This window comes from Heyndrickxia ginsengihumi (assembly GCF_011008565.1).
GTDB lineage: Bacteria > Bacillota > Bacilli > Bacillales > Bacillaceae_C > Weizmannia > Weizmannia ginsengihumi.
This window is the reverse complement of the sequence record NZ_JAAIWK010000041.1, coordinates 1-26,047: the sequence shown is the minus strand read 5'-3', so window position 1 is coordinate 26,047 and position 26,047 is coordinate 1. Positions and strand designations below refer to the sequence as shown.

The window sequence follows — 26,047 nt, the reverse complement described above, 5'->3', positions numbered from 1 at the left end:
GGTCACACCCGTTCCCATCCCGAACACGGAAGTTAAGCTTCTCAGCGCCGATGGTAGTTGGGGGGTTCCCCCTGTGAGAGTAGGACGTTGCCGGGCAAAGACGAGATACCACAGAATATTTTGTGGTATCTTTTTATTTATATATTTGGATAATATATTGACACCTACTTTGAAAAAGTAGGTGTCAAACAAAGACTATTATTGAACATTAAAATATTGCGCATCAGGGTGGGAGAAAACGATAGCAGAGACAGATGCCTCAGGTTCCATCATAAAGCCTTCTGTTAAGTGGACTCCAATACTTTCTGGTTTAATAAGTTTGAACAATTTTGCTTGGTCTTCTAAGTTTGGGCATGCTGGATAACCAAATGAGAAGCGTTGACCTTGGTATTTAGCAGCAAAACGCTGTTTCATTGTAAAATCTGTAGGATCTGGAAACCCCCAATGATCGCGCATTTCTTGATGGATTCTTTCTGCAAAACCTTCTGCCAACTCGAGTGCAGTTGCTTGGATTGCATGGCTTAGTAAAAATTCCCCTTTTTGTTTATATTCATTTGCTTTTTTTCTAACATCAAATCCTGCAGTGACAAGGAAAATTCCAACATAATCCATTTGCCCGCTTTCTTTTGGTTTTAAGTAGTCTGCAAGACAAAGGTATGGTGATTTTGTTTGCCGTGGAAATGAGAAACGTTCGATTTCTACTGTTTGATTTTTCGGATCATAAATAACAACATCATCACCATCGGCTTGGGCAGGGAAAAATTGATAAACTGCTGCGGTACGTAAATCCCCAGATTTCAAGAACCGCTCAACAGTCTCTTTTAACTTTAATGCTTTTTCATTTCCTTCAGCTAACTGCTTTTCTACTTTTCCCTTTAAACCAAGGTGATGACCAATTAAAGTCTGCATATTAATATAAGGATATAAATAGGATATAGGATAATTTCGTAACGTGTGCCGATTTAAATCACGCGGTACATAAACTGGTATATCTGCCCGCACTGTTTTTTTCGGCTTATCTAATACGGCTATATTGCTGTCGGATGTATTTGAACGATAGTGCTCAATTTTTTTTCTTTTTTCTTGCTGTGCTGCAAGTTCAAATAATAATTTTGGCTTTTCCTTTTTATTTTGTAGACGATTAGCAAGTGCAAGTCCATCCATTGCGTCTTTAGCGTAAAGAACGGGTCCGTCGTATTCTGGAGAAATTTTTGTTTCTGTGAATCTTCTAGATAGTGCGGCACCGCCGACAAGAACGGGTACGTCAATATTGAATTGTTTCATATCTTGAACAGTCAAAACCATTTGCTGAGCAGATTTTACAAGCAGACCTGATAAACCAACGATATCTGGTTTTTCCTTTTCAATGGCGTTTATTAAATCATTAGGTGCTACTTTAATACCCAGGTCAATCACTTGGAATCCATTATTGCTTAAAATAATATCGACTAAATTTTTCCCGATATCATGGACGTCACCTTTGACAGTAGCCAGTATCACTTTACCTTTTCCAGCATCATCTTGCTTCTCCATAAATGGCTCTAAAAAGGAAACGGCTGCTTTCATTACTTCGGCACTTTGAAGCACTTCAGCAACAATTAATTGGTTATCGTTAAATAGGCGTCCAACCTCAGCCATCCCCTCCATAAGCGGGCCATTAATAATATCAAGAGGTGAATCAAACATATTTAACGCTTGTTCTAAATCAGGGATTAAGCCTTCTTTTGTTCCTTCCACAACGTAGTAGCTAAGTCGTTTTTCTACAGTTTCAGGCAATGAGCTTTCTTTTTTTTCGCTTATTTTGTCACGATAAAAGGCAGTGAATGTTGCTAATGTTTTGTCCGTTGTCTCAAATAAAAGCTGTTCTGCCAATTTAATTTCTTCCATTGAAATAGAAGCGTATCGTTGTAATTTTTCTGTATTTACAATTGCATAATCTAGCCCTGCTTGTGTACAGTGATATAAATAAACTGCGTTTAAAATTTCTCTTCCTACAGGTGGGAGACCAAATGATACGTTACTGACACCAAGTACAGTTAAACAGTTTGGCAATTTTTCTTTAATTAGGCGAATTCCTTCAACGGTTTCGGTTGCTGAACCGATATATTGCTCATCTCCTGTGCCTACTGGAAACACGAGAGGATCAAAAATAATATCCTCAGGTGCTACCCCCCATTTATGAACGAGCAAATCATAGGAACGTTCAGCAATTTCTAGTTTTCTTTCACGTGTAACAGCCATTCCTTTTTCATCAATAGTACCAACGACAACTGCAGCGCCATATTTTTTGACAATCGGGAGAACCTTCTCAAACCGTTCTTCCCCATCTTCCAAGTTAATGGAGTTAATAATGCTTTTTCCTTGTGAGAGTTTTAATGCTTCTTCTATCACCTTTTCATCGGTTGAGTCAATTACGAGAGGTACTTTCACCTTTTTTACAACTTCTTGAATAAAAAGTTTCATATCTTGTAGTTCATCACGGTCAGGATTAGCAAGACAAATATCAATCACATGTGCTCCGCCCTTTACTTGAGCGCGCGCAACTTCTGCAGCTTCTTCATATTTACCTTCTATTATAAGACGTTTGAATTTACGCGAACCGATGACGTTTGTCCGTTCTCCAATAAATAAAGGCCGCATTGAATCATCGTATAGTAAAGGTTCAATTCCTGATATTTCATGTTGATGTGATGTATTTATCGTTTTTCGTGGTTGATATTTTTTTACTGCATTACGAATAGCTTTAATATGTGCAGGCGTCGTACCGCAGCAGCCACCGACAATGTTCAGCCAACCTTTTTTTGCAAATCCTTCAATTTTATGGGCAAGGGATTCAGGTGACTCATGGTAGCAACCTTCCTCATCTGGTAAGCCTGCATTTGGATAGCAGCTCACATTAGTAGTACATAATTCAGATAATGTCCGTAAGTGGTCTGTCATAAATTCAGGTCCGGTTGCACAATTTATGCCGACAGATAGGGGATTCATATGCTGAACAGAAATATAAAAAGACTCAATGCTTTGACCTGCGAGGGTTGTACCCATTGGTTCAATTGTTCCTGAAATCATAATAGGAAGTTTTTTCTTTGTTTGTTCGAACGCGCGTAATATGCCAATGTATGCAGCTTTTACATTAAGCATATCTTGACTCGTTTCAAGCAAGAGAACATCGCAACCACCATCAATGAGTGCGGTTGCCTGCAATTCAAAATGAGCACTGAGTGTGTCAAAATCAATACCGCCAGTGATAGATAAAGTCTTTGTAGTGGGTCCTATTGATCCGGCTACAAATCGGGGATGCTCAGTTGTTGAAAATTGTTCGGCACACTGTTTCGCAATCTGTGCAGCAGCTTTATTAATCTCGTATGCCTTTTCTCCCAACTGATATTCATTTAAAACGAGCGGAGTGCCTCCAAATGTATTTGTTTCAATGATATCAGCACCTGCTTCTAAATAGGCTAAATGAATATCAGTGACTGTATTAGGAGAAGTGATATTTAAATATTCATTGCAGCCTTCGTATTGTTCACCGCCAAAATCTCCAGCAGTTAAATTCGCTTGCTGTAGCATCGTGCCCATTGCCCCATCAAGGACTAATATTTTTTTTTTCAGCTCTTGTTCAATGCGAGATTGATTGGACATCATTGGCATCTCCTTTTGTTATAGTTGCATCAAGATCGTGAATATATGTAACGAGCTCAGTTGTTAAGTGGTAACGTAAAAATGGTGTAATTAAATAAATACCGTTAAATTTCCTAGCAGCAACGTCAATTAGTTCTTTGGCAATTTTAATACCTTCACGTTCTGCTTGAACTTTATCGTGTTCCCAAGCTTTCATTCGCATTAATATTTCTTCCGATAGCTGAATGCCGGGGACTTCGTTGTGCAAAAATTCAGCATTTCTTGAGCTTGTTAATGGCAATATCCCGATATAAATTGGTGTACTTAAATGTTTTGTTGCCTCATACATCTCTTCAATTTTTTCAATGGAAAAAACAGGCTGGCTAATGAAGTAATCTGCACCTGCTTTTATTTTCCTTTCTAACCGTTTCACTGCCCGGTCTAATAAGCGGACATTTGGATTAAACGCTGCAGCAACTGTAAAATTTGTTTTTGTCTTTAATGGCTTTCCCGAAAAGGAAATGCCTTCGTTTAATTGCTTAATGAGCTGCAGCAGTTCTGTACTCGATACATCATAAACTGAAGTAGCTCCAGGAAAATCCCCGATTTTAGATGGATCTCCTGTAATAGCTAAAATATCGTGAATTCCTAAAGCGTGAAGTCCCATTAAATGCGATTGCAATCCAATGATATTGCGATCTCGACATGTTATATGTACGAGTGGACGGATATTGTGGTTTGTTTGCAATAAAGTTGCCATCGCCATATTGCTAATTCGCGGCGAGGCCAATGAATTGTCTGCCATTGTTAAGGCATCGATTCCGGCCTCTTGCAAACTTTTTGCCCCTTTAAAAAATGTAGTTGTTTCTAAATGTTTGGTCGTATCTAATTCGACAATGACAGAGCGCTGTTTTTTCACCTTTTCAACTAAAGAAGGAGGGGTAGGTGCATGATCTTCAATTAGAATGGATTCTCTCGGGTGCTCGACTTCTTTCTCTGTTATTGGGAGTAGTCCTTTTAGCGCCTTTTTGACAGCAGCAATATGATCGGGTGTTGTGCCGCAGCAGCCGCCGATTAACCGTACACCTTGATTGCGCAGCTCAACAGCTAATTTTCCAAAATAGTCTGCTGTTGACTTATAGACGATACGCTCATCCACTACATCTAGTAAGCTCGCGTTTGGATAGGCAGATAAAAAAGCCTTTTTTGGCAAAGTAACCTGATCGAATGCTTGACAAGTATGATAAGGACCTAAATGACAGTTAACACCTATTACATCAGCACCTAATATTTCTAGTTGCTCGAGTGCTGAATTAAGAGGAAGCCCATTTTGCAGAAATCCAGGCTCGTGCATGGACACTTGAGCAATAATTGGGAGATCTGTCATGCTTCTAGCAATTTTTAATACATTCGTAAGTTCTTCAAAATCGTAATATGTTTCTAGTAAGAAGCCGTCAAGATTTCCTTCGAGTAATATGTCCAATTGCTTGGTAAAAGCAGCTGAGATTTCATCCATACTTGCACTGTTTTTACGAATGCCACGAATACCGCCTAATGTTCCAATAACATATTGTTCAGATGAGGAAATGGATTTTTTAGCAATGCTGACAGCAGCATTATTAATTTTTTTTACATCGTTCTCTAGGCCGTAGCGCGCCAATTTAATGGCATTGGCACTATATGTATTCGTTTGAATGATATCAGCACCAGCTTCAAGATAATCACGATGGATTCTTTCAATGATAGAAGGATTTGTCACGTTTAATTCTTCATAGCCAAAGTCAATTCCATACGAGTATAGGAGTGTGCCCATTGCTCCATCTGCTATTAAAATTTCATTCTTTAAGCGTTCAATCAATCCCATAAGATTCCCTCCACCCCATCAAATTTAGTAATTTTTATAAAAAGAAAAAGCCTTCTTACAGATAAGAAGGCTTTTATTGACATAAGGCATCATTCCTTCTTATCTGTCAAACAATGACAATACTTGTTTGCTGGAATTAGCACCTGACCATGTTTGGCTGGTTGCTGAGGCTTCATAGGGCCAGTCCCTCCACCTCTCTTGATAAGAAACACTATTCAATTGACAAATTAAAATTTTCTATTTATTAAAAATAATCATATTCCAAAAATGGTCCACCGTCAATAGGATTAGATTGCGTAATAATTTTTTAATAATAAAAAATATATTGATTTTTAATTTTGGAGGTATTATTATTATTTTTAACATTTCTTATAAGTTTAGTAGGGATTTATGTTGAACATATTTCCAACGAAACGAACATACTTGTTAAGCATGAATGTTGACTACTTTACTCAACAATAGAAGCAGGGTGAAAAGGTTGAAAATTTCTAGTAAAGGGGAATATGCATTAAGAGCATTAATTGTACTCGGTCAACATCAAGGGGGAGTGATGTCGATTCAAGAAATTTCGGAAAAAACGCTTGTGACAACGAATTATCTTGAACAAATTTTGCTGCAACTGAAAAAATTAGGATATTTGCAAAGTAAACGTGGAGCAAAAGGTGGATATATGTTAGGCAAAGAAGCAAAGGATGTTAATATTGGTGAAGTAATCCGAATGTTAGAAGGGCCGCTGTCACCTATGAGTTGTGCCAGTGTTACACAATATCAGTCATGTCCACTTGAGCAAGGATGTTTATTAAAGCCGCTTTGGTCATTAGTACGAGATACAATTGCTTTTGTATTAGAAAGAACGACACTTGAAGATTTATTAGAAAATAGAATTCAATCATGGAAGGAAGAGGATATTCTTGATTTCAAATCAAAAAATTGAGTCAATTGTGATTGAAAAAATTATCCGCACATTGGAAAACTTAGAATATGGGACTGTTCAAATTACGGTCCATGACTCGCAAGTAACACAAATTGAAAAAGTTGAAAAATATCGTTTTGATCTAAAAAAGAAAGTGAGAGTTAAATAATTCAATTATGAAAATTGCAGATAAATATAGATGTAGCCGACTAGACCACTAGAGGCTCTTAGCTTTAAAACATTAAGTTATAAAGCTAGGAGTCTCTTTTTATATGCTAAACACGAAGGGGAGGATGGAATTGAGTGTTTTCATTGAAGGATTAAATCGTTCTTTTCAAAAGGAACAGCAGGAAACTCACGCATTGCAGAATGTTAATTTACATATTGCTGAAGGAGAGTTCATTACGATCATTGGTCCAAGTGGATGTGGAAAAAGCACACTGTTAAAAATTATTGCCGGTCTTGATCTAGGATTTAGCGGAGCAGTCAATATCGGAGGGGAACCGATAAAAGGTCCAAGTATTAAGCAAGGTTTTATTTTTCAAGAGCATCGGCTTTTTCCTTGGTTAACTGTGGAGCAGAATATTGCAGCAGACTTATCTCTTAAAAAAGTAGAGGTAAGAGATAAGGTAAAGGAACTCATTGAAATTGTGAAGTTAAAGGGTTTTGAAAAATCTTATCCGCGCGAGTTATCAGGAGGAATGTCACAAAGGGTAGCAATCGCTAGAGCGTTATTGAGGAATCCAGATGTGCTGCTTTTGGATGAACCATTCGGTGCACTAGATGCATTTACAAGGCAGCATTTACAAGATGTTTTAGTAGAAATTTGGAAAAAGAAGAAAACAACGATGATCCTCGTGACCCATGATTTAGATGAATCAATTTATTTGGGGAATCGTGTAGTCATTATGAGCCCTCGCCCAGGGAGAATAACGAACATTATGGAGGTGGGTCTGCCTTATCCGCGAAAAAGAAGCGAAAACAGATTTTTGGAGATGAGACAACGTCTGTTAGAAGAATTTGAAGAAAAAACAAGGGGTGTTACGAATTGAAAAAGGTAGGATTGTTTCCCGTCATTATAATAGCATTTATTCTCATACTTACAGGCTGCTCACAGTCAAAAAGCGTAAATGGTACTGCAGAAGGCAAAAACACTACTGTTACAATAGGTTACCAGCAATCACTTTCACCAGTACTTTTAGCGAAAGAAAAAGGGTGGTTTGAAAAAGAATTTAAGAAAAAGGGAGTCAATGTAAAATGGGCAGAGTTTCAAAGCGGGCCACCACAATTCGAGGCTATGTCATCAGGAAGAATTGATTTTGCGCAAGTTGGGAATGCGCCTGTCATCGTTGGTCAAGCAGCTAATATTCCTTTTAAAGAGATTGCTTTATCGAGCGAAGGAACTAAGGGAAATGCCATTCTTGTACAAAAGAACAGTAAGATTAAGAGTTTAAAAGATTTAAAAGGGAAAAAAATTGCGGTTGCAAAAGGAAGCAGCGGGTTTAATTTACTATATGTAGCTTTAAATAAAGCAGGTATTAAACCGAACGATGTTCAGATCATTCAACTTCAGCCTGATGAAGCACAGCCGGCATTTGAAAGTGGCAAGGTTGATGCTTGGTCTATTTGGGAGCCATTTGTTTCCTTACAAGTAATTAAAAAGGGGGCAAGGGTATTGGCCGATGGAACTACTCTTGACCTAACTTCACCTGGTTTTACGATTGTACGATCAGCATTTGCGAAAGAACATCCAGAATTGGTTGTTGACTTCTTAAAAATCTATCAGAAGGCATTAACATGGCAAAAGAAGCATCCTGAACAGGCAATTGATTTCTATGCAAAAGCAAAAGGCATTGATAAAGATGTTGTTCGAAGAGTATTGGTAAACAATGAAATGCTCAACAAAGTGACTACGAAAAAGATCATTAATGAACAGCAGAAAACAGCAGATTTCTTATATAAGCAAGGAACGATTAAACAAAAAATCGATACATCGAAGGTAGTAGATAACAGCTATATTAAGAAAGCTTTGAAAGGGAGTGATTAATAATGAGCAAAACATCAGTTGTGGATGTCGGTAAATCCTTAGTTGTGAAAAGTCCTAAATTACCTTCCTACCAGAGGAAGACAAAAGTGCTATTACGAGGATTCATTATCCCTCTATTAATCTTAGTGTTATGGCAGTTAGGAGGTTCATTTGGGTTTGTTTCTCCGACGATTTTACCAGCGCCGTCTGTAATCTACCATTCCTTTATAAATTTAGCTGTTACTGGTGAGTTATGGAGTAACTTAGAAATTAGTGTATGGCGTGCAGCGCTCGGCTTTATTTTAGGTGCAAGTTTAGGTCTTATCTTTGGCGTCATCGTTGGTTTTTCTACGCGATCAGAAGAGTTGCTGGATCCATCTTTTCAAATGTTACGAACAGTGCCGCATTTGGCCGTAACCCCTTTGTTTATTCTTTGGTTTGGGTTTGGCGAAACTTCAAAAATTTTATTAATTTCTATGGGGGCATTTTTCCCTGTCTATGTTAATACTTTCCTAGGAATTCGCGGAGTAGATTCAAAGCTATTTGATGTAGCAAAAATATTAGAATTTAGTCGGACAAAATTGATTACGCGGCTTATTTTACCTGCAGCATTGCCAAATATTCTTCTTGGAATTCGTTTATCACTTGGTGCTGCTTGGTTAGGATTAGTCGTTGCGGAAATGATGGGGTCAAGCGCAGGAATTGGCTATATGATCATGGACGCCCGACAATTTTCAAATACAGATATTGTGTTTGTTGGAATTATCATTTTTGCCATTGGTGGGAAGCTCACAGATTCCATTGTGCGTTTACTTGAATTGAAGTTATTAAAATGGCGTGATACCTACAGCGGTAAGTAATGATTGAAATATAGATTTGAATTTGGATGCATCAGGGGAGGTATTTCATACCATCTCGATGATCATAAAATAATAAAAATCAAGGAGATGTAAATTATGGAAATTTTATGGTTTATTCCGTCACATGGAGAAGGTCGTTATTTAGGTACAACAAAGGGAAGTAGAAAGACAGACTACACTTATTTTAAACAAGTGGCACAAGCAGCAGATCGTCTTGGATTCACGGGTGTGTTAATACCAACAGGAAAATCTTGCGAAGACCCATGGTTGTTAGCGTCCTCGCTTGTTCCGGTAACAGAGCGTTTGAAGTTTTTAGTTGCTGTTCGTCCGGGTTTAATGCTTCCTTCTGTAGCAGCAAGAATGGCATCCACATTAGATCGTATTTCTAATGGAAGGGTGCTCATTAATGTCGTTGCAGGCGGTGACCCTGTTGAGCTTGCTGGTGATGGAGTTTTCCTTTCGCATGATGAACGGTATGAAGCGACAGATGAATTTTTAACGGTATGGAAAGGTTTGTTGAACCAAGAGAAGGTTGATTTTAAAGGGAAATTCATCGAAGTAAAGGGAGGAGAGTTGTTATTTCCTACTACTAGCGGTACAAATCCACCAATTTATTTTGGCGGGTCTTCACCAGCCGGGCAAGCGGTGGCAGCAAAACATTCAGACGTTTACTTAACATGGGGAGAGCCACCAGAGCAAGTAGAACGTAAAATAAAAGAAGTTCGTCGATTAGCGGAATTAGAAGGAAGAACGGTTAGATTCGGCATAAGGCTTCACGTTATTGTGAGAGAAACAGAAAAAGAGGCTTGGGAAGCGGCGGATCGTTTAATCCAATATTTAGATGATGACACAATAAAAGCAGCTCAATCAGCATTTGCACGAATGGACTCTGTTGGACAAAAAAGAATGGCAAACTTGCATGATGCTGGCAGCAGAAGGGAACAACTAGAAATTAGCCCTAATCTATGGGCTGGCATCGGTCTAGTACGTAGCGGAGCAGGAACTGCACTTGTAGGTGATCCTAATCAAGTAGCAGCACGTATGAAGGAATACGCTGATCTCGGCATTGAAACTTTTGTACTATCAGGATATCCACATTTAGAAGAGGCATATCAAGTAGCAGATCTGCTATTCCCATTATTGCCAATAGAAAATAAACCTAATAATGAAGTACAAAGTACAGGAGAAGTAGTAGCAAACATTTACTTCCCAACAAAATAAAAAAATGGTGCCTGACCCCTTTTATGCTGTAGTGCATAAAAGGGGTCAGGCACTTTTAATAGAACAACCTGTCGCTGCATATGATGGGGGAGAGTTAAAATTTATTACTGGTTTGAGTGGATATTCAAATTATAGTGATTGCATGTGTATTGCTAAACGGAAATACATAGCTGTTATGTGGGTTTATGAAACGTAATATTATTGAGATGTGGGGACATTCATATCTTTTCTGTCCTGGCTGGCGACAGAGTCCAAATGGATGGATTATGAAGGAGAAACAATCATATTATCAAATGCACCTGGTATTGGTTTTATTTCACAATGAGGAGAGGAGAATAGTAATGAAAAAAGGCATTATTTGTTTCTTTACAGTCATTGTTTTAGGGGTTGGGTTAAGCCGCGTTGTGCTTGCAAAGGAGAAACAACCAATTGCTGGAAAGGAAGCATATATTGACGTGTCGGTTGCGACATTGTGGACTGCACCAAATATTTTGCGTTCCGTTGATTTGCCATCCTCTACAAACCCTGTTGATATGAGAAAATGGACTTCTTCTATGAGTTTAGAACAGCAGTTGCAACTATCTGATGATGGAATGTTAGAGACGCAGGCATTATATGGTAATAAAGTAACGATTCTTGAGAGAAATGGGGACTGGGTGAAGGTTGCTGTCGAAGGACAGTTAACACCTCGAAATGATTTGGGATATCCGGGTTGGATGCCTATAAAACAATTAACATATGATAAGAAGTTTGCGAAAAAGAAAGATGCCCCATTTGTCTTGGTTGAATCGCCGACAGCCTTTCTTTATAAAAATGCATCATTGAAGAAAAAAGGGTTGGAGATTAGTTATAATACGCGTTTGCCTTATATAACTGAAACGAAGCAAGCTTTTAAAGTGTTGCAGCCAGACGGGAAGACTGCTTGGATATCCAAGGGAGATGGCCAATATTTCCAATCTGAAAAGTCTATTCCATATCCTACAGGTGAAGATCTGGTCAAAACAGCGAAGAAATTTTTGGGATTGCACTATTTATGGGCCGGAATGAGTGGCTTTGGATTTGACTGCTCTGGATTTACCTTTACAATTTATCAATCCCACGGTATTACGATTCCTCGAGATTCAAGTGTGCAAGCACAAAATGGCACAGAAGTACCATTAGATCAATTACAGCCAGGTGACCTACTGTTCTTTGCTTATGATGAAGGAAAGGGCAAAGTGCATCATGTTGCAATGTACATTGGAAATGGCATGATGATTCATTCTCCAAATTCAAAAAAAGATGTAGAAATTATTCCTTTAAAAACAAAGGGATATTATGAAGAATTAGCTGGTGCAAGAAGGTATCTAGTGCCTGACCCCATTAATGCTTTAAAGCATTAATGGGGTCAGGCACCATGTATAATTTTTTGAGAAATACATAAAATGAATAATGATATCTAGATAGAGAAGATTGCTTATTCGAAATTATTGATTTATGACAGTATTGCTCTAATACATTGAAATATTAGGTTATACATGTTACGATTACCGTACATCGTTTACGCTTTTAACCGAAACTCTGAGAAAAGAGTATATTTTATTTGTAATAATGGGATTTTCCCTTTAGGGGAACGATGGCCCTGTTGAACGTATAGAAGGAGAATGAGAAGATTGACGAAGTTTTCAGATCTAAATATTAGCCCAGCAATTTTAAAATCAGTAAAACGAATGGGCTTTGAAGAAGCATCACCAATACAAGCAGCTACTATACCATTAAGTTTAGAAGGAAAAGATATCATTGGGCAAGCCCAAACAGGTACTGGTAAAACAGCGGCTTTCGGTATTCCTTTAATTGAAAAAATTGACCATAAGAGTCAACATATTCAAGGAATTATCATTGCACCAACACGTGAATTGGCAATACAAGTATCAGAAGAATTATACCGAGTTGGTCAAGACTCACGTATTCGTGTTCTCGCTGTATACGGCGGCCAAGATATTCAACGTCAAATTAGAGCATTAAAGAATCGTCCGCAAATTATTGTTGGTACGCCAGGACGTTTACTTGATCATATTAAAAGACGCACGTTGAAACTAGACAACGTTCATACACTTGTGCTAGATGAAGCAGACGAAATGCTTAACATGGGATTCATTGATGATATCGAAGCAATTCTATCATCTGTTCCAGAAAATCGTCAAACATTGTTATTCTCTGCTACGATGCCTGATCCTATCCGTAAAATTGCGGAACGCTTTATGAAGGATCCAGAATTGGTACGTGTGAAAGCGAAGGAAATGACTGTACCTTTAATTGAACAATACTTTGTTAAAGTTCAAGAGCGGGAAAAATTTGATGTCCTTTCAAGACTATTAGACGTTCAATCGCCAGAACTTGCAATTGTCTTTGGACGTACAAAGCGCAGAGTGGATGAATTGGCGAATGCTTTGAACTTACGCGGTTATTTAGCAGAAGGTATTCACGGCGATCTTAGCCAGGCGAAACGTTTATCAGTATTGCGCAAATTTAAAGAAGGTAAAGTAGATGTTCTTGTTGCAACTGACGTGGCTGCACGTGGATTAGATATTTCTGGTGTCACACACGTATATAACTTTGACATTCCGCAGGATCCAGAGTCTTATGTACACCGTATCGGAAGAACAGGACGCGCTGGTAAAGAAGGAATGGCTATGACATTCGTAACTCCGCGTGAAATGGGTTATTTAAGAATTGTTGAACAAACAACGAAAAAACGAATGATCCCGATGCGTCCGCCTACTTGGAGCGAAGCATTTGAAGGCCAACAGCGCATGACAATGGAAAAAATCGGCGAGGCGATTAAAGAAGGCAGTATTGAAGAATATTTAAATGTTGCAAAAGAGTTGCTAACGGATTATGATCCAATTGAAGTAACCGCAGCGGCATTAAAATTAATGACAAAAGAACCGGATAAAACACCTGTTCAAATTAGTGATGAACGACCACTCCCAACTAAAAAGGATAATCGTAACGGAAGAAAAGGCAAACATTCTTCTAGCAATCATCATAACAACAAAGGTCGTAAACCGAGAAGAACAAACAAAAATTACCATAAATCATAAAATGTAAAATTACTATAGCGGGGCCAAAAGAGTAAGCGATTATAGCCTAATTTAAAGTGATGGGTCTGAAACCATAATGGATCAATATGGTTTCAGACCTTTTTTGTTAAATAGCCACCAGCCAAGCAATACACCAATAATTAAGCCGAATAAATGGGCCACTACATTCGTTCCAGGCTGAAGAAAGGTAATGACAATTGATAATAATACGACAGTTAAGATTGTTTTTTGGTAAATAGCCGGTAATGATCCTTTAGAAAAAATCAATATCATGAAATACATTCCAAGTAACCCAAATATTGCACCGCTGGCCCCAACGTGAATATATGTGCGAGGCAAAAAAAGATAGGATGCGATATTTGCAAACAATCCACATCCGATATAAACGAAAGTAAATTTCCATTTGCCTAATATATTTTCTAAAAAGGGACCTAATAATATAATGGAACAAGAGTTCCAAAGTAAATGGCTAAAGTTACGATGAACGAAAATGGGTGTGATTAAACGCCATAGCTCTCCTCGGGCAATATATAAATTAACACCTGCAAAATATTGAAATATAAAGTCATGCGGGAGATAAGGGATAAAGGTAATAAAAAATAAGAGACTTTGAATGATAATAATACTTGCTGTAATGGGGTAGTCTTTTAAAAAAGTAGAGATATTTTTCGAACGGATGAACAAGAGAATTCCTCCTTTCATTAAGAGAATGTTTCTTTATATGGATATATGCACAAAATGAAAAGTTAGAAGGTGAATCGTCATGATTAAAGGAATTGGGATCGATATTATTGAAATTGATAGAGTGAAAGAGGTTTGTGAAAGGCAGTCTCGTTTTCCAGAAAAAATATTGACGGACTCTGAGATGAACTATTTTCGTACATTAAAAGGAAACAGGAGAATAGAATTTTTAGCAGGTCGTTTTTCAGCAAAAGAGGCTTTTTCAAAAGCAAATGGGACGGGAATTGGCAAAGAACTGTCTTTTCATGATATGGAAATAACAAGTGATAATAATGGCAGGCCGTTTTTTGTAAAACCATATAAAAAGGGTGTCCATTTATCTATTACCCATAGCAGAGACTATGCTGCCGCCCAAGTCATCATTGAAGAATAACAGATGTACATCATCCTGAAAATTCCTAATCATATTGGTTAGGATTGTCTCATATATTCATAGCGAGAGGGAGAGACAAGGTATCCTATTACCTTTCTCTTTATGAACGATTAATGAGACAATAAAGGGGTTGAAAGGATGAAGAAGACATTTTGGATCGTTGTCGTCGCATTTGCAGCCATGCTCGTACTTTCCGCGTGTGGATCCAAATCTAAGGAAGATATTGTCAGTAAGCTAGATGAAAAAGCTTCAAAATTGCAAGGATATAAACTTACAGCAAAGATGACGTTGAATATGGGGGATGAACCAAGAACATATAATATTGATGTATGGCATAATAAACCAGATTACTATCGTGTTTCTTTGAAAAATGGCGATAAAGGCCAAAGCCAGATGATTTTGCGTAATAAAGAAGGTGTATATGTTGTTACACCAGCTTTAAATAAAAGCTATAAGTTTCAAAGTGAATGGCCAAATAATACGAGCCAGGCATACTTATATGAGTCGCTTGTAAAAGATATTATAAAAGATAAAAATGCGAAACTTACAACTACAAAGAATCAGTATGTTTTTGAAACAAAAACACGTTATCAGAATCATAAAATGCTTCCATATCAAAAAATTACCTTTGATAAACGAACACTTGCGCCTGTTAGCGTAGTTGTAATGGATACAGATCATAATCCTCTTGTGAAAGTAAAGTTTTCGAAGGTAGATATGAAAGCCAAATTTGATAATAATGCTTTTGATACAAGAAAAAATATGACAGGGGCTAAGCTGGAAATCCCTGTAGATGCTAAAATTAATTCAAAAGAATTTTCCGTGAAATACCCGACCGCAAAAATTGGAAACACGAAACTGTTAGATGAGCAAGAAGTAAGTACGACAAATGGAAAACGAGCTGTGCTTACCTATACTGGTGATAAATCGTATACTTTAATTCAAGAACGGTCAGAAGTCATGCCGACTTCATCAATGGATGCTACACCAATAAATGGAGACGTGGTCAATCTTGGCTTCACTTTTGGAATACTGACGGATCATTCTATATCATGGTCAGATAATGGGGTGGACTATATGGTTGCTTCGAAACATTTAACAAAGGATGAAATGGTCGAAATTGCCCAATCTGTCCAAGGAGAACCTGAAAAATAAAAATGTATTTGAATGGCAAGGAATAGATAAGTGATCTCTACTTATCTATTTCTTGTTTTTTATGTGTAGATTTATGGATGATAGGTTATCATAACATAATATGGCTGAAAGTCTATTACAACACGAATAGGATTTGCATATTTATGACTCATGCTCATATACATGAATGAGTCATAAATTGATTTTAGTGACAATAATGTTTAGAAAAGAAAAAAATATAATAAGTGTAAAGGCGAATCAATGTTCCTGCTAAAAAGCATTTGACAACTTACGCATCTCGTTCAATAATCAGTATAATGGTAAAATTAAAGGAAGTGTAATCATGAACGAGGAAACCGCTTTTTATCGTGACACATGGGTAGAAATTCAACTTGATGCTATTTCAGAGAATCTATCTAACCTTCGCAATCGTCTACCAGAACATGTAGAGATTATTGCGGTCGTAAAAGCGAATGCATATGGACACGGCGATGTACAAATAGCAAAAACAGCACTCGAATCGGGTGCTACAATGCTCGCAGTTGCATTTTTAGATGAAGCTTTAGCTCTTAGGAAGAAAGGGATTGAGGCACCAATACTTGTCCTTGGTACGTCTCGTCCGGAAGATGCGGCAATTGCTGCAAAACATCATATTTCACTTACAGTTTTTCAAACAAACTGGCTAGAAATCGCAAAGGAATATTTAAATCCGCAAGAGCCATTGTCTGTTCATATAAAATGTGACACAGGCATGGGGAGAATTGGTGTACGAACAGTAGAAGAACTTGAAGAAGTAGAACGCATAGTTGAACAATCTGCTTGTTTTGATTTCACCGGTATTTTTACTCATTTTGCTACGGCAGATGAATTAGATACAACTTTATTTGAAAAGCAATACGTCAAATTTCAAACGATGGTCAGTGCATTAAAAGTGCGGCCTAAATATGTGCATTGTGCTAATAGTGCAGCAAGTTTAAGATATGATCAAAGCAATTTCAATGCTGTTCGCTTTGGAATCGCTATGTATGGTTTATCACCATCCCCAGAAATAAAACCTTTATTGCCTTATCCGTTAAAAGAGGCTTTTTCCTTGCATACAAAGGTTATGCATATTAAAAAGATTCATCCAGGAGATACGGTAAGCTATGGCGCAACTTTTTCAGCTGACAAAGATGAATGGATAGCGACGCTGCCAATTGGTTATGCTGATGGATGGATTCGTAAATTACAAGGTCAAGAGGTTATAGTCGATGGTGAAAAGGCACCAATCGTTGGAAGAGTATGTATGGATCAATGTATGATCAAATTGTCCCATAAAGTAAAGGTTGGAACAAAAGTAACATTAATCGGAAAACAAGGAAATTTGTCTATTTCTGTTGATGATATTGCGAGAAAATTGGACACAATTAATTATGAAGTGACATGTTCAATTGCGCATCGGGTTCCGAGAGTATATATAAAAAAGGGAGAAATTGTTGAAATTTCCAACCCTATTCTTAATGTATAGTGGCAATTTATGGAATAGATTGAATAATAAACAGATTTTTTTGCCGATAATATAGAAGAATAGTGAATTCATCTAGGCAGATGACTGATTTGATGGTATGATGATATTGGTTAAGATAAAGTCCGGTGTGTAGTGACGTTGGAGGTGTAGTTTGTGTCTGAGTCCATTTCAACAGAGATATTAATTAGATTACCGCAACAACTATTAACAGAGCTCGATGGATTTGCTGAAACAGAAAATATGAATCGTGATGAACTAATTTACCGTGCAACGAAAATGTATTTAAAAGAGCGTAAAAAACGTCAAATTCGCGAAACGATGAGACGTGGATATATGGAGATGGCAAAAATTAATTTATCCATTGCCACAGAAGCGATTCAGGCAGAATATGAGGCAGAACATACAGTTGAAAGCTTAGTAAGCGGAGGTTAATCCTTTGATTGTTAAGCGTGGTGACGTGTACTTTGCAGACCTTTCTCCTGTTGTTGGTTCTGAACAGGGTGGCGTTCGTCCAGTACTCGTTTTACAAAACGACATTGGGAATCGTTTTAGCCCCACTGTAATTGTTGCTGCTATAACAGCGCAAATCCAAAAAGCAAAACTGCCTACACATGTTGAAATTGATGCAAAACGTTATGGTTTTGAACGTGATTCTGTTATTTTACTTGAACAAATTCGTACAATAGATAAACAGCGCTTAACGGATAAAATTACGCATCTTGACGAAGAAATGATGGAGAAAGTCGACGATGCTCTTCAAATTAGTTTAGGTTTAATAGAATTTTGATAACGCTCTAATTTAGGGGCGTTTTTTTAATGACTATTTTTCTAATCTTTCATTCGCGATAAAAAAATTGAGACTGTTTTTGGAAAAAGAGGGGTTATGAGGTTTTGCGTTGAAAAAAACAGGGTAGATAATATTAGCACTGCATGTTAATGAGGTGATAGAAATGAATTTTAAAATTGATTTAAATAAAGACGGAAAACAAATTGATATAAACATTGATGGAGAGATCGATGCATTTACTGCACCAAAACTGAAGGAAGCATTTGAGCCCTATGCAGGGATAAAAGATTTAAAGGTATTGGTGGATCTTTCGGAAGTAACTTATATGGATAGTACTGGCTTAGGTGTTTTAGTCGGTATATTTAAAAATCTAAGAGCAAGCAATGGAGATATGACGTTAAGAGGACTTTCTGATCGATTAAAACGGTTGTTTGATATTACAGGACTTACTGATATTATGAACATTAATAGTGAGATAGAAGGTGGAGTGTAATAATGAAGGAGTTTGATCATGTCAGCATGACTATCCCAGCCAAACCGGAATATGTTGGGGTGATACGTCTAACCATCTCAGGAATTGCGAGTCGTATGGGGTTTGACTATGAGTATATGGAAGATTTGAAAATTGCGACAAGCGAAGCTATTACCAATGCTATCCAACATGCCTATAAAGGGGATGAAAGTGGTGTGGTACAAATTGATTTTAGACTTTTTGGAAATCGTCTAGAAATCTTTGTTTCAGATAATGGAGATAGCTTTGATATTGAGAAAGCAAAAGGTTTATTACAACCTTATTCTGAAGATGAACAAATTGAATTTTTACGTGAAGGAGGATTGGGCCTTTATCTAATGGAAAGTTTAATGGATGAAGTTCGGATTCACCGCAACAAAGGAATTACAGTTATGATGACAAAATATCTTCAAGGAGAGCAGGTGGAGACGAATGTCAAAACTGTCTTTACCTGACCAAAGTGATGTAAATCAATTAATTAAAATGTATCAGGCAACTGGTGATGAAGAAATCCAAGAAACGCTTGTATCGCACTATAAAAGGCTAGTAGAATCACTAGCACGCAAATATGCGAGAGATCGGTTGTTTCAAGAAGATATTTTTCAAGTAGGGATTATCGGTTTGCTAGGGGCGATCCAACGCTTTGATCCTGACTATGGAAAAAGCTTTGAATCATTTGCAATTCCTACTATTATAGGTGAAATTAAAAGATTTCTTCGCGATAAAACGTGGAGTGTTCATGTACCGCGGCGTATTAAGGAACTAGGTCCAAAAATCAAATCTACTGTTGAAACATTGACAATAGAGTTGCAAAGATCGCCAAAGATTGATGAAATTGCTGAAGCATTACAAGTGTCGGAAGAGGAAATACTAGAAGCAATGGAAATGGGAAAAAGCTATCATGCTTTATCCGTTGACCACTCTATTGAATCTGATTCCGATGGGAGTACAGTGACGCTTCTAGATCTTGTTGGGTCGGAAGATAACGGATTTGAAAAAGTCAATCAAAGATTAGTATTAGGTGAAGTATTGCATGTTTTGAATGAACGTGAACGGCAAATTATTCACTACACATATATTGAAAATATGAGTCAAAAAGAAACCGGTGAAAAGCTTGGAATTTCGCAAATGCATGTTTCTCGTTTGTTGCGCAAAGCGATTAAGAAGTTAAGAGATGCGGTTGAAGACGGATCGGCAAAGTCAAAAGACTGATTCATAATCGTTTAAGATGAGGGTAGCAATATCATTTTGCTACCCTTTAATGATGGCGCTCAGCACTAATCTACTAGTTATTGCAGGAAAAATGGTCGATAGGCTTGAATGTTTAATAAGAAAGCGCGACCATGTTTTTTATAACGTACTCGTGATAAAATAAAAGGAAAAGAATGTTAACATGACTAGAAATGTGGTGATGAAATGACAGAACAACTTATGGAAAAAAACGAGTTGCTTCTTAATCAATTAGTGAAAGAACTTAAATTCTCACATAAACAGGTACAAAATGTCATCAATCTTCTTGAAGATGGTAATACCGTACCTTTTATAGCAAGATACCGAAAAGAAATGACAGGGGCGCTTGACGAAGTACAAATTAGAGATATTATGGAGCGCTGGCATTACCTGCAAAATTTGGAACAGAGAAAAGAAGAGGTATTGCGGTTAATTGATGAGCAAGGGAAATTAACTGAGGAATTGCACCAAAAAATTGTCCATGCTGATAAGCTTCAGCTTGTTGAAGATCTGTATCGGCCATATAAACAAAAACGCCGTACGAAAGCAACAGTTGCAAAAGAGAAAGGATTAGAGCCTTTAGCACAATGGCTGCTTACTTTTCCAATGGGTGAGGATATTGTCTCTAAGGCACAATCATTTATTTCTGAAGAAAAAGAAGTACATACGATTGAGGAGGCTCTTCAAGGAGCTAAAGATATCATAGCTGAAATGATTTCAGATGAGCCGAAATATCGCGGCTGGATTCGTAATGAAACATTTAAAATTGGCCTGATTACAAGCGCTGTTAAAAATGAAGAAAAAGATGAGAAAAAAATTTATGAAATGTATTACGAATATGAAGAACCTGTTCGTAAAATTGTTCCCCATCGTATTCTGGCATTAAACCGTGGAGAAAAGGAAGAAATTATTCGAGTTTCTTTACAATTAGATACAGAGCGTATTTTACAATATTTAAATAATAATGTGATAAAGAACGAGCACTCGACAACAGTTTCTCTCGTTAAAGAGGCTGTAGAGGATGGCTATAAACGTTTAATTCAACCATCCATAGAGCGTGAAATTCGAAATGAATTAACAGAGAAGGCCGAAGATCAAGCGATCCATATTTTTGCGGAGAATTTAAGAAATCTTCTTCTTCAACCACCGCTTAAAGGAAAAATGGTTTTAGGGGTCGATCCTGCTTATCGTACAGGATGCAAACTGGCAGTTGTTGATGAAACTGGTAAAGTGTTAAAGATCGGCGTCATTTATCCACACCCACCGAAAGCAAAACCAGAAGAGGCAAAGGAATCTGTAATCAACATAATTAAAAGATTCCATGTTGAAGTAATAGCAATAGGGAATGGTACTGCTTCTCAAGAAACAGAACAATTTATTGCGGGTATCATTAAAGAAATAGATGAAGATTTGTCATATATTATTGTAAATGAAGCTGGGGCAAGTGTTTATTCAGCCTCGGATTTAGCCCGTAAAGAATTTCCTGACTTGCAAGTTGAAGAAAGAAGTGCTGTTTCGATTGCCCGCAGATTACAGGACCCATTGGCAGAACTCGTGAAAATTGATCCAAAATCAGTAGGAGTGGGGCAATACCAGCATGATGTGTCGCAGAAAAAATTAAATGAATCGCTAAAATTTGTCGTTGAAACAGCTGTTAACCAAGTTGGTGTTGATGTAAATACAGCATCGCCTTCATTGCTCCAATATGTTTCTGGACTAAGTAGTACAGTTGCTAATAATATTGTTAAATATCGAGATGAAAATGGTAAGTTTTCAAATCGTACACAATTAAAGGGCATTCCAAGACTAGGTGCAAAAACTTATGAACAAAGTATCGGATTTTTACGAATAACAGATGGTAATGAGCCGTTAGATAAAACACCTATTCATCCCGAAACATATCCCGAAGTGAAGAAGTTACTAAAAAAACTAGGTTATACCACGATGGATATAGGTTCTGACCAATTAAAAGATGCACTACAAACTGTATCGGTTTCTGAAATTGCAGCAGAATTGAATATTGGCGAACTGACGTTAAAGGATATTTTTGATGCATTAAATCGTCCAGGCCGTGATCCGCGTGATGAATTGCCAAAACCGTTACTAAAAAAAGATATTTTAAAACTAGAGGATTTGAAGCCTGGCATGGAAATGCAAGGTACCGTTCGAAACGTAGTTGATTTTGGTGCCTTTATTGATGTCGGTGTAAAAGAAGATGGCCTCGTGCATATTTCAAAATTAAGTAATCATTATGTCAAACATCCCCTTGATATTGTGGCTGTTGGCGACATTGTAACAGTGTGGGTGGAACAAGTTGATGTTCAAAAGGGGAGACTGTCCTTGACGATGCTTCCAAAAGGATAATGTTTAAAATATCGATTGGAGGAACGCGAGATGCGAGACTCCTTTAGGAATGCTTCACCGAGGGCACCCGCCTGTGGAAAGTGAGTATCTTGGGGGAGAAATCGATTTCCGCTTTTTATAATAAAATAATCATATTAGACCAACCGCTCAAAATATTCTTGTTTTAAATAGATGTACACACTTATTTATAAAGCTGATTGGAGGGAATAGGTGCGGGATTCCTGCAGCGAAAATCAGCGATAAAAATTGTGAACGTCTAAGATAAAATTGTTTGATAAGTATTCATACATAAAAAAAGATGTCCAGCTACTATTTTTCGGACATCTTTTTTTCGTTATAAAAGAACCAACATTGATTCAATAATTTGATTTGTTGTCGCTGTTTGTTGGAAAATGCCTTTTGCATTTGCTTTTTAAACCATGTAGGCATTTGAAGTCCCCCTCCTTACAATAAAATTTAATGTGTAATCAGTATATGTTATAATAACTTGTCACGTTCATAAAAGGGAGAAATGAAGGATGAATAATGTGCAACTTCAAAAACTAGTTGAAGAAATTTCACTTCAATATTTTCAAAAACCGTTTCTTCATACAGCAATTTTTAATCCCCGTTTACGGACTACTGGTGGTAGATATTTATTAAACAGCCATCATATTGAAATTAATAAAAAATATTTAGATGAGCTAGGTGAAGCTGAACTAATCGGCATTATTAAACATGAACTATGTCATTACCATTTACATATTAATGGCAAGGGGTATCAACATCGGGATCAAGATTTTAAGCTACTTTTACAAAGAGTCGATGCACCGCGCTATTGTTCTTCATTACCGAGTAGAAAAGATGCTAAAAGTGGAAAAATGTACGAATATATATGTAGTCAATGTGGCATAGTATATAGGCGAAGAAAAAAAGTGGATGTAAAGAGATATGTATGTGGGAAGTGTAAGGGAAAATTAGTATTGTCTGGCAAAGGCAATCATTGAGGATTATCATGTTTTCGAAACAACCAGTATGTTCCCGGATATTGTATCATCTATATGGAAAACATTACTAAGAAGAAGACGATGCTCAGGAAGATTTTTAAATTTTTTTTGAAAAAGTGTTGACAGTCTATGTTGTCCTGAGTATAATTTAAAGAGTCGACAAGATGATTCTTGTTATTCCGCAGTAGCTCAGTGGTAGAGCTATCGGCTGTTAACCGATCGGTCGTAGGTTCGAATCCTACCTGCGGAGTTATAATGGGGAAGTACTCAAGTGGCTGAAGAGGCGCCCCTGCTAAGGGTGTAGGTCGTGTAAGCGGCGCGAGGGTTCAAATCCCTCCTTCTCCGCCATACGTACTTCGATGTAATGAATACATAATTGATGTTGCTGCGGCCCGTTGGTCAAGCGGTTAAGACACCGCCCTTTCACGGCGGTAACACGGGTTCGAATCCCGTACGGGTCATTTTTACAATACATACAATACATTTAATAATGGTTCCGTAGTGTAGCGGTTATCACGCCTGCCTGTCACGCAGGAGATCGCGGGTTCGATTCCCGTCGGAACCGCCATTATTATTGGTGGGCCATAGCCAAGCGGTAAGGCAACGGACTTTGACTCCGTCATGCGTTGGTTCGAATCCAGCTGGCCCAGCCATTATTTTTTTGTACGAGCCATTAGCTCAGTTGGTAGAGCATCTGACTTTTAATCAGAGGGTCGCAGGTTCGAATCCTGCATGGCTCACCATTATTTGCGGGTGTGGCGGAATTGGCAGACGCACCAGACTTAGGATCTGGCGCCGCAAGGCGTGGGGGTTCGACTCCCTTCACCCGCATTTTTCTATTGATTTTCACTATAAATATGATACAATATAACGTATAATTCGCGGTCGTGGCGGAATGGCAGACGCGCTAGGTTGAGGGCCTAGTGGTGGCAACACCGTGGAGGTTCAAGTCCTCTCGGCCGCATTTTATATTACGATCTTAAGGCTTCTACAGTTGTAGAAGCCTTTTTTTGTGTTTTTTTTATGTTTGAAAAGACGCTTTTAAAGAATTTCTCTATTTTCTTTAGTTAAAATTACTTTGACAGATAGAGTAATATTTGCTAATATTACTCTATCAGATAGAATAATTAATCTTGAGGTGGAATGATGGTTAGAAGCGATATTATTCGTGGGCATTTAGATTCGATTATTTTAAAGCTGATTTCTGAGAAAGACCGTTATGGTTATGAAATATCCCAGGAAATCAGTCTGCGAACAAATGACCGCTTTCAAATTAAAGAAGCGACTTTGTATGCTGTATTCCAGCGCTTGGAAAAAAAGGACCTCATTGAAGCTTACTATGGTGATGTTTCGCACGGAGGCAAGCGTAAATATTACCGCATTACAACTTTGGGAAAAGCTTATTTAGCAGAATTGGCAAAAGAGTGGAAGGAAGTAAAAGAAATTATTGATTTATTTATGGAGGGCTTAGGATGAAAAAAATTAGGGAGCATATTGATCATTTATTTAAAGATTTTCCGCACAACGAGGAAACAGAATCAATGAAACAAGAAATTATCCAAAATCTTGAAGAAAAAGTATTTTTTTTAATGGAACGAGGAAAAGCAGAGGAAGATGCTATTAATAAAGCAATTGTTGAATTTGGGGATATTGAAGATATAAGGAATGAATTAGGAGTTGAACAATCGAATCTTGCCAAAAAAAATATGTCAAAATTAAATTTGCAATATTCAATTCTCGGAAGCTTGCTTACGATTGCATTATTTGTTTTTATAAACCTTTATTACACACCTAGCAAAATTTGGTTTGTGTATCCGACATTTGGGGTGTTATGGTGGCCGTTAACGATGTATTTTGTTTGGTTGCGTAGGAAGTAAGGGGAGATGATATGAAGCATTTGCAACGGCAGGTAGCATAATGACGATGATATTTTTAGCTATCTCAAATTACTTAACAACACCTGATACGATCTGGTTTATTTATCCGTGCCTTCTTCTTTTATTATGGCCTACTACCATGTATGTCGTGATTAGAAAGACTTATAAGTCCTATTCCGTTTTTTGCAGTTTAATGTTCATTTCTCTCCTTGTCTTTGAAAACTACAAAGATTCACCCGATGTTCCATGGTTTCTTTATGCGGTTTATCCTATTATTTGGTGGCCGGTATTCATGTACTTGGGTAGAAAAGCAGCATTAATGCGTGTTGCCTTAATTGGGAGTCTATGCACGATCATCTATTATGCTCTATTAAATATAATCTTATCTCCCCAATATCCGTGGGCACTTTATCCTGCATTCTTGGTTATATGGTGGCCGTTATCTTTGTATCATGGAAAGAAAAAAACATTCGTTTCCTTTTCAATCCAGGCAGCTATACTAATCAGTATATTCTTTATCGTTGTAAATGCCGTTTCTTCGCCAAATACGATTTGGGCTATATATCCAATTTTTGGCGTTTTATGGTGGCCTCTCAGTATGTACTTCTATGTTTATAGAAGAAGAAACTGCTGAAATAGAAAATGTCGAGCCCGTTTTGTGTAAATCTGTACCTTATCAATTAACATAGTCTATTTATTTCGATTTCATAGTGTGAGGTAACGAATTTCCGGGGGATTAAAAGTTTCTATGTAGAAGATATTTATTTTCGTTATCATTGGCAAACTGGATAAGGAAGAAATAATGCTCGGTTTGAGTTTGGGCAAAAAAAGGGCACCCCCGGCGAATGTCCGAGGCCACTGAAAATCTTACGTTTTTATATAAATTGATTTAGCAAAGGCAGAAAAAAGGCAGTTTGTTGTTCTAGTTCAGACAACAAACTGCCTTTTT

The 26,047-nt window shown here is 37.5% G+C and carries 25 protein-coding genes, 8 tRNA genes, 1 rRNA gene and 1 riboswitch; of the genes, 30 read left to right on the top strand and 4 right to left on the bottom strand.

The genetic code is table 11. The features are described 5' to 3' along the window. A 5S ribosomal RNA gene (gene rrf, locus G4D61_RS17120) occupies positions 1 to 96 on the top strand; the annotation flags it as partial. Positions 97 to 198: 102 nt separating this feature from the next. Here rrf and metH read toward each other — a convergent pair. Both metH and G4D61_RS17110 read right to left on the bottom strand, forming a co-directional pair. Then, positions 199 to 3,642, bottom strand: coding sequence for a methionine synthase (gene metH, locus G4D61_RS17115; RefSeq protein ID WP_025731240.1), 3,444 nt, complete (start codon positions 3,640 to 3,642; stop codon positions 199 to 201). Beyond that, positions 3,620 to 5,485: a bifunctional homocysteine S-methyltransferase/methylenetetrahydrofolate reductase gene (locus tag G4D61_RS17110; protein WP_025731239.1), complete on the bottom strand. Its 1,866-nt coding sequence runs from the start codon at positions 5,483 to 5,485 to the stop codon at positions 3,620 to 3,622. The genes metH and G4D61_RS17110 overlap by 23 nt, the downstream gene beginning before the upstream one ends. A 96-nt stretch (positions 5,486 to 5,581) precedes the next feature. Beyond that, positions 5,582 to 5,693, bottom strand: a riboswitch (SAM riboswitch). A 270-nt stretch (positions 5,694 to 5,963) separates the two neighbouring features. Between G4D61_RS17110 and G4D61_RS17105 the strand changes: the two genes are divergently transcribed. The 8 genes from G4D61_RS17105 to cshA all read left to right on the top strand — a co-directional run bounded on the left by G4D61_RS17105 (position 5,964) and on the right by cshA (position 13,588). Continuing rightward, the gene (locus tag G4D61_RS17105) at positions 5,964 to 6,419 is read left to right on the top strand and encodes an RrF2 family transcriptional regulator (RefSeq protein WP_025731238.1); all 456 of its coding nucleotides are present in this window, start codon (positions 5,964 to 5,966) and stop codon (positions 6,417 to 6,419) included. Then, positions 6,397 to 6,567 carry a YezD family protein gene (locus G4D61_RS17100; RefSeq protein WP_081750083.1) on the top strand — a complete coding sequence of 57 codons (171 nt, stop codon included), beginning with the start codon at positions 6,397 to 6,399 and terminating at the stop codon, positions 6,565 to 6,567. The genes G4D61_RS17105 and G4D61_RS17100 overlap by 23 nt, the downstream gene beginning before the upstream one ends. 124 nt (positions 6,568 to 6,691) lie before the next feature. Continuing rightward, positions 6,692 to 7,450 (top strand): ABC transporter ATP-binding protein, encoded by a 759-nt coding sequence (locus G4D61_RS17095; protein ID WP_035355588.1) that lies wholly within the window; start codon positions 6,692 to 6,694, stop codon positions 7,448 to 7,450. Beyond that, positions 7,447 to 8,445: an aliphatic sulfonate ABC transporter substrate-binding protein gene (locus G4D61_RS17090; protein WP_025731236.1), complete on the top strand. Its 999-nt coding sequence runs from the start codon at positions 7,447 to 7,449 to the stop codon at positions 8,443 to 8,445. Before G4D61_RS17095 ends, G4D61_RS17090 begins: the two co-directional genes overlap by 4 nt. Positions 8,446 to 8,447: 2 nt before the next feature. Next, positions 8,448 to 9,284, top strand: coding sequence for an ABC transporter permease (locus G4D61_RS17085; RefSeq protein ID WP_035355575.1), 837 nt, complete (start codon positions 8,448 to 8,450; stop codon positions 9,282 to 9,284). 96 nt (positions 9,285 to 9,380) lie between these two features. Next, positions 9,381 to 10,505 carry an FMNH2-dependent alkanesulfonate monooxygenase gene (gene ssuD / locus G4D61_RS17080; RefSeq protein WP_035349166.1) on the top strand — a complete coding sequence of 375 codons (1,125 nt, stop codon included), beginning with the start codon at positions 9,381 to 9,383 and terminating at the stop codon, positions 10,503 to 10,505. A gap of 341 nt (positions 10,506 to 10,846) precedes the next feature. Beyond that, complete coding sequence (locus tag G4D61_RS17075; RefSeq protein WP_163174523.1) at positions 10,847 to 11,887, top strand: C40 family peptidase; 1,041 nt, start codon at positions 10,847 to 10,849, stop codon at positions 11,885 to 11,887. Between the two features lie 270 nt (positions 11,888 to 12,157). After that, positions 12,158 to 13,588, top strand: coding sequence for a degradosome RNA helicase CshA (gene cshA / locus G4D61_RS17070; RefSeq protein ID WP_025731232.1), 1,431 nt, complete (start codon positions 12,158 to 12,160; stop codon positions 13,586 to 13,588). Positions 13,589 to 13,669: 81 nt separating this feature from the next. Here cshA and G4D61_RS17065 read toward each other — a convergent pair whose 3' ends face one another. Then, positions 13,670 to 14,272 (bottom strand): rhomboid family intramembrane serine protease, encoded by a 603-nt coding sequence (locus G4D61_RS17065; RefSeq protein WP_025731231.1) that lies wholly within the window; start codon positions 14,270 to 14,272, stop codon positions 13,670 to 13,672. 79 nt (positions 14,273 to 14,351) lie between these two features. Between G4D61_RS17065 and acpS the strand changes: the two genes are divergently transcribed. The 9 genes from acpS to G4D61_RS17020 all read left to right on the top strand — a co-directional run bounded on the left by acpS (position 14,352) and on the right by G4D61_RS17020 (position 22,235). After that, the gene (gene acpS / locus G4D61_RS17060) at positions 14,352 to 14,702 is read left to right on the top strand and encodes a holo-ACP synthase (protein ID WP_025731230.1); all 351 of its coding nucleotides are present in this window, start codon (positions 14,352 to 14,354) and stop codon (positions 14,700 to 14,702) included. A gap of 138 nt (positions 14,703 to 14,840) precedes the next feature. Further along, positions 14,841 to 15,857 carry a LolA family protein gene (locus tag G4D61_RS17055; protein WP_025731229.1) on the top strand — a complete coding sequence of 339 codons (1,017 nt, stop codon included), beginning with the start codon at positions 14,841 to 14,843 and terminating at the stop codon, positions 15,855 to 15,857. A gap of 322 nt (positions 15,858 to 16,179) precedes the next feature. Further along, on the top strand, positions 16,180 to 17,343 hold the full coding sequence (alr, locus tag G4D61_RS17050) for an alanine racemase (RefSeq protein ID WP_035355578.1): 1,164 nt from the start codon (positions 16,180 to 16,182) through the stop codon (positions 17,341 to 17,343). Between the two features lie 153 nt (positions 17,344 to 17,496). Continuing rightward, a complete protein-coding gene (locus G4D61_RS17045; RefSeq protein WP_025731227.1) occupies positions 17,497 to 17,775 on the top strand; it encodes a CopG family ribbon-helix-helix protein in 279 nt (92 codons plus the stop codon). 4 nt (positions 17,776 to 17,779) lie between these two features. Next, positions 17,780 to 18,130: a type II toxin-antitoxin system PemK/MazF family toxin gene (locus G4D61_RS17040; RefSeq protein WP_025731226.1), complete on the top strand. Its 351-nt coding sequence runs from the start codon at positions 17,780 to 17,782 to the stop codon at positions 18,128 to 18,130. Between the two features lie 163 nt (positions 18,131 to 18,293). Further along, positions 18,294 to 18,623, top strand: coding sequence for an STAS domain-containing protein (locus G4D61_RS17035; protein ID WP_025731225.1), 330 nt, complete (start codon positions 18,294 to 18,296; stop codon positions 18,621 to 18,623). 2 nt (positions 18,624 to 18,625) lie between these two features. Beyond that, positions 18,626 to 19,096: an anti-sigma B factor RsbW gene (rsbW, locus tag G4D61_RS17030; protein WP_025731224.1), complete on the top strand. Its 471-nt coding sequence runs from the start codon at positions 18,626 to 18,628 to the stop codon at positions 19,094 to 19,096. After that, positions 19,074 to 19,853, top strand: a complete 780-nt coding sequence (gene sigB / locus G4D61_RS17025; protein WP_025731223.1) for an RNA polymerase sigma factor SigB — start codon at positions 19,074 to 19,076, stop codon at positions 19,851 to 19,853. The genes rsbW and sigB overlap by 23 nt, the downstream gene beginning before the upstream one ends. A gap of 204 nt (positions 19,854 to 20,057) precedes the next feature. After that, positions 20,058 to 22,235, top strand: a complete 2,178-nt coding sequence (locus tag G4D61_RS17020) for a Tex family protein (RefSeq protein WP_163174521.1) — start codon at positions 20,058 to 20,060, stop codon at positions 22,233 to 22,235. Between the two features lie 309 nt (positions 22,236 to 22,544). Here the strand turns inward: G4D61_RS17020 and cmpA are convergent, their stop codons facing one another. Further along, positions 22,545 to 22,664 carry a cortex morphogenetic protein CmpA gene (gene cmpA, locus G4D61_RS17015; RefSeq protein WP_152604344.1) on the bottom strand — a complete coding sequence of 40 codons (120 nt, stop codon included), beginning with the start codon at positions 22,662 to 22,664 and terminating at the stop codon, positions 22,545 to 22,547. An 89-nt stretch (positions 22,665 to 22,753) separates the two neighbouring features. On the opposite strand from cmpA, the gene G4D61_RS17010 reads away from it, so the two are divergent. The 12 genes from G4D61_RS17010 to G4D61_RS16955 all read left to right on the top strand — a co-directional run bounded on the left by G4D61_RS17010 (position 22,754) and on the right by G4D61_RS16955 (position 25,732). Beyond that, positions 22,754 to 23,221, top strand: a complete 468-nt coding sequence (locus tag G4D61_RS17010) for a SprT family protein (RefSeq protein WP_025731221.1) — start codon at positions 22,754 to 22,756, stop codon at positions 23,219 to 23,221. 178 nt (positions 23,222 to 23,399) lie between these two features. Continuing rightward, a tRNA-Asn gene (locus G4D61_RS17005) sits at positions 23,400 to 23,471 on the top strand. Between the two features lie 7 nt (positions 23,472 to 23,478). After that, a tRNA-Ser gene (locus G4D61_RS17000) sits at positions 23,479 to 23,569 on the top strand. A gap of 41 nt (positions 23,570 to 23,610) precedes the next feature. Beyond that, positions 23,611 to 23,682, top strand: a tRNA-Glu gene (locus tag G4D61_RS16995). 31 nt (positions 23,683 to 23,713) lie between these two features. Continuing rightward, positions 23,714 to 23,789, top strand: a tRNA-Asp gene (locus G4D61_RS16990). Positions 23,790 to 23,799: 10 nt separating this feature from the next. Further along, positions 23,800 to 23,874: transfer RNA gene (locus G4D61_RS16985), tRNA-Gln, on the top strand. Positions 23,875 to 23,888: 14 nt separating this feature from the next. Continuing rightward, positions 23,889 to 23,964: transfer RNA gene (locus tag G4D61_RS16980), tRNA-Lys, on the top strand. Between the two features lie 6 nt (positions 23,965 to 23,970). After that, a tRNA-Leu gene (locus G4D61_RS16975) sits at positions 23,971 to 24,052 on the top strand. 50 nt (positions 24,053 to 24,102) lie between these two features. After that, positions 24,103 to 24,185: transfer RNA gene (locus tag G4D61_RS16970), tRNA-Leu, on the top strand. Between the two features lie 182 nt (positions 24,186 to 24,367). Beyond that, positions 24,368 to 24,697, top strand: a complete 330-nt coding sequence (locus tag G4D61_RS16965) for a PadR family transcriptional regulator (RefSeq protein ID WP_035355581.1) — start codon at positions 24,368 to 24,370, stop codon at positions 24,695 to 24,697. Continuing rightward, entirely contained in the window at positions 24,694 to 25,098 is a 405-nt protein-coding gene (locus tag G4D61_RS16960; protein WP_035355584.1) for a permease prefix domain 1-containing protein, read from the top strand. The genes G4D61_RS16965 and G4D61_RS16960 overlap by 4 nt, the downstream gene beginning before the upstream one ends. A 40-nt stretch (positions 25,099 to 25,138) precedes the next feature. Further along, positions 25,139 to 25,732, top strand: a complete 594-nt coding sequence (locus G4D61_RS16955; protein ID WP_163174519.1) for a hypothetical protein — start codon at positions 25,139 to 25,141, stop codon at positions 25,730 to 25,732. Positions 25,733 to 26,047: the final 315 nt, after the last annotated feature.

What these genes read in the sequence shown, in the direction of transcription:
- metH (WP_025731240.1), bottom strand. Translation starts at nt 3,642, where the DNA reads ATGTCCAATCAATCTCGCATTGAACAAGAGCTGAAAAAAAAAATATTA.
- G4D61_RS17110 (WP_025731239.1), bottom strand. Translation starts at nt 5,485, where the DNA reads ATGGGATTGATTGAACGCTTAAAGAATGAAATTTTAATAGCAGATGGA.
- G4D61_RS17095 (WP_035355588.1), top strand. Translation starts at nt 6,692, where the DNA reads ATGGAATTGAGTGTTTTCATTGAAGGATTAAATCGTTCTTTTCAAAAG.
- G4D61_RS17085 (WP_035355575.1), top strand. Translation starts at nt 8,448, where the DNA reads ATGAGCAAAACATCAGTTGTGGATGTCGGTAAATCCTTAGTTGTGAAA.
- ssuD (WP_035349166.1), top strand. Translation starts at nt 9,381, where the DNA reads ATGGAAATTTTATGGTTTATTCCGTCACATGGAGAAGGTCGTTATTTA.
- G4D61_RS17075 (WP_163174523.1), top strand. Translation starts at nt 10,847, where the DNA reads ATGAAAAAAGGCATTATTTGTTTCTTTACAGTCATTGTTTTAGGGGTT.
- acpS (WP_025731230.1), top strand. Translation starts at nt 14,352, where the DNA reads ATGATTAAAGGAATTGGGATCGATATTATTGAAATTGATAGAGTGAAA.
- G4D61_RS17055 (WP_025731229.1), top strand. Translation starts at nt 14,841, where the DNA reads ATGAAGAAGACATTTTGGATCGTTGTCGTCGCATTTGCAGCCATGCTC.
- alr (WP_035355578.1), top strand. Translation starts at nt 16,180, where the DNA reads ATGAACGAGGAAACCGCTTTTTATCGTGACACATGGGTAGAAATTCAA.
- G4D61_RS17035 (WP_025731225.1), top strand. Translation starts at nt 18,294, where the DNA reads ATGAATTTTAAAATTGATTTAAATAAAGACGGAAAACAAATTGATATA.
- rsbW (WP_025731224.1), top strand. Translation starts at nt 18,626, where the DNA reads ATGAAGGAGTTTGATCATGTCAGCATGACTATCCCAGCCAAACCGGAA.
- sigB (WP_025731223.1), top strand. Translation starts at nt 19,074, where the DNA reads ATGTCAAAACTGTCTTTACCTGACCAAAGTGATGTAAATCAATTAATT.
- G4D61_RS17020 (WP_163174521.1), top strand. Translation starts at nt 20,058, where the DNA reads ATGACAGAACAACTTATGGAAAAAAACGAGTTGCTTCTTAATCAATTA.
- cmpA (WP_152604344.1), bottom strand. Translation starts at nt 22,664, where the DNA reads ATGCCTACATGGTTTAAAAAGCAAATGCAAAAGGCATTTTCCAACAAA.
- G4D61_RS17010 (WP_025731221.1), top strand. Translation starts at nt 22,754, where the DNA reads ATGAATAATGTGCAACTTCAAAAACTAGTTGAAGAAATTTCACTTCAA.
- G4D61_RS16965 (WP_035355581.1), top strand. Translation starts at nt 24,368, where the DNA reads ATGGTTAGAAGCGATATTATTCGTGGGCATTTAGATTCGATTATTTTA.
- G4D61_RS16960 (WP_035355584.1), top strand. Translation starts at nt 24,694, where the DNA reads ATGAAAAAAATTAGGGAGCATATTGATCATTTATTTAAAGATTTTCCG.
- G4D61_RS16955 (WP_163174519.1), top strand. Translation starts at nt 25,139, where the DNA reads ATGACGATGATATTTTTAGCTATCTCAAATTACTTAACAACACCTGAT.